Annotated in this window: 1 protein-coding gene and 1 pseudogene; both read left to right on the top strand. The window is 70.5% G+C overall.

Annotation, left to right across the window (positions count from 1 at the left end; genetic code table 11):
* Nucleotides 1-417: pseudogene (locus I5E_RS25065) on the top strand (serine/threonine protein kinase); the annotation flags it as partial.
* A gap of 121 nt (nucleotides 418-538) precedes the next feature.
* Nucleotides 539-2,194, top strand: a 1,656-nt coding sequence (gene pknB, locus I5E_RS01125; RefSeq protein WP_261974828.1) for a Stk1 family PASTA domain-containing Ser/Thr kinase, incomplete at its 3' end; no start/stop codon positions are given.

Raw genomic sequence — 2,194 nt, 5'->3', positions numbered from 1 at the left:
CTGGCGGTCGGCTCGCTCGTCGTGCTCCAGCAGTACACGGCGCAGCCGACGGTCAACCAGCCGAACTCGGCGTCGCCCGGAGCGGTGTCCGCCGACGGCCAGGTCACCTTCAGCTGGGCGGCGGCCACGTGCCCGACCGGGTACACCGTGTCGTCGTACGCGTACACGATCACCGGCGGCAAGGACTCCTCGAGCCAGACCTCGGGCACGCTCGACGCCGACCACCGATCGGTCACCGTGCAGATCGACGCGGTCGACACCTCGGCCTCGCTGAGCTACACCGTGACGTGCGGCAACCTCGCTGCGTCGGCTGCGTCCGAGGCCGCGTCCAGCGACACCTGGCAGGCGACCGACGAGCCGACGGTCGACCCGACGGACGGCAACAACCCCAGCCAGGGCCCGCAGGACGGCAACTGACCGACCCCCGGACGGGGGCTCGCGACACCGTTGCGTAACGGTTCGTGCGGGCCCCCGGTCACCAGCGTCTCACCAGCGAACCCTGCCGTACACTTGCCCGGACGGACATTCGGAGGAGTACGTGCCAGAAGGTGTGACCGCGGGGATCACCCTCCTCGCCAACCGCTACGAGATCGGTGAAGTCATCGGTCGGGGCGGCATGGCCACTGTGCATCTGGGCAACGACACCCGGCTCGGACGCAAGGTGGCCGTCAAGCTGCTGAAGCCCAGCCTCGCCAACGACCCGGCGTTCCGCACCCGTTTCCGCCAGGAAGCGCAGGCGGCCGCCCGCATGGCGCACCCGACGATCGTCCGCGTCTACGACGCCGGCGAGGAGACCGTCACCGAGACCTCCGGCGCCGAGGTGCAGGTGCCCTTCATCGTCATGGAGTACGTCGAGGGCCGACCGCTCTCCGACATCATCGGCGAGGGCCCGGTCGCCCCGGACGAGGCCGTGCGGATCACCGAGGGCATCCTGACCGCGCTCGAGTACTCGCACCGAGCGGGTGTTGTGCACCGCGACATCAAGCCGGCCAACGTCATGGTGACGCACGCCGGCCAGGTCAAGGTGATGGACTTCGGCATCGCCCGGGCCATCACGGACACGTCCGCGACCGTCGCCCAGACCACGTCGATCCTCGGCACCGCGTCGTACTTCTCCCCGGAACAGGCACGCGGCGAGACCGTGGACGCCCGCACCGACGTCTACTCCACCGGTGTCGTGCTCTTCGAGCTGCTCACCGGGCGCCCGCCGTTCCTCGGGGACACCCCGGTGGCCGTCGCCTACCAGCACGTCAGCGAGCAGCCCGTCGCGCCGTCGTCCCTCACGCCCGAGGTCTCGCCGGCGCTCGACGCGGTCACGCTGCACGCCCTGGTGAAGGACCGCACGCGCCGGTACCAGAACGCCGCCGAGTTCCGCTCCGAACTCCAGCAGGCCGCAGCGGGCAAGGTGCCCGCGTCGACCCGCAAGCTCCAGCAGCAGGCCGCGCACGACGCGTCCACGGTGCTGTTCGGCGTCAACCCCCGCACGACCTCGAACCCGGCGGTGGCCTTCCGCGAGCTCGACGACGACACCGCCGAGCACCGCCCCCAGCGCACGCAGAACCGTCCGCCGGTGGCGTGGATCTGGGTCGGCATCATCCTGACCGCAGCAGTCATCGTCGCGGTCGTGTTCTTCGTCGCGAACCTCGGTCCGGGCAAGCCGCCGGTGACGTCCTCGGTGAGCGTGCCGAACGTCGCCGGTGCCACCTACGACTCGGCGGCCGCCGCACTCGACAAGAAGGACCTCGTCCCGGTCAAGGTCGAGGAGAACTCCGACGACGTCGACCGGGGATCGGTCATCCGCACCGAACCCGGGTCCGGCACGAACGTCGCGCGCAAGCAGAACATCCGCGTCATCGTCTCGCTCGGCCCCGAGCAGCTCGCCGTCCCCGACCTCGCGGGGCAGACGCAGGACGCCGCGCAGAAGGCGCTCGAGCAGGCGGGCTTCGCCGTCGGCGCGGTCAGCTCCGACTACTCGCCGACGGTGCCCGAGGGGACGGTCATGAGCACCGACCCCGCGGCCTCGTCGACGCACACCAAGGGGACGGTGGTGAACCTCACCGTCTCGAACGGCAAGGTCGAGCTGCCGAACGTGACGCAGCAGCCGTTCCAGAACGCGAGCGACACCCTCACCGGGCTCGGCCTCAAGGTGACGCCGAACGCGATCATGTCCTGCACCAGCGGTCTGGTCACGCAG

Source organism: Curtobacterium sp. B18 (assembly GCF_000333375.1).
GTDB lineage: Bacteria > Actinomycetota > Actinomycetes > Actinomycetales > Microbacteriaceae > Curtobacterium.
The sequence above is the reverse complement of the archived record's forward strand: the minus strand, read 5'-3'. Positions and strand labels throughout refer to the sequence as shown.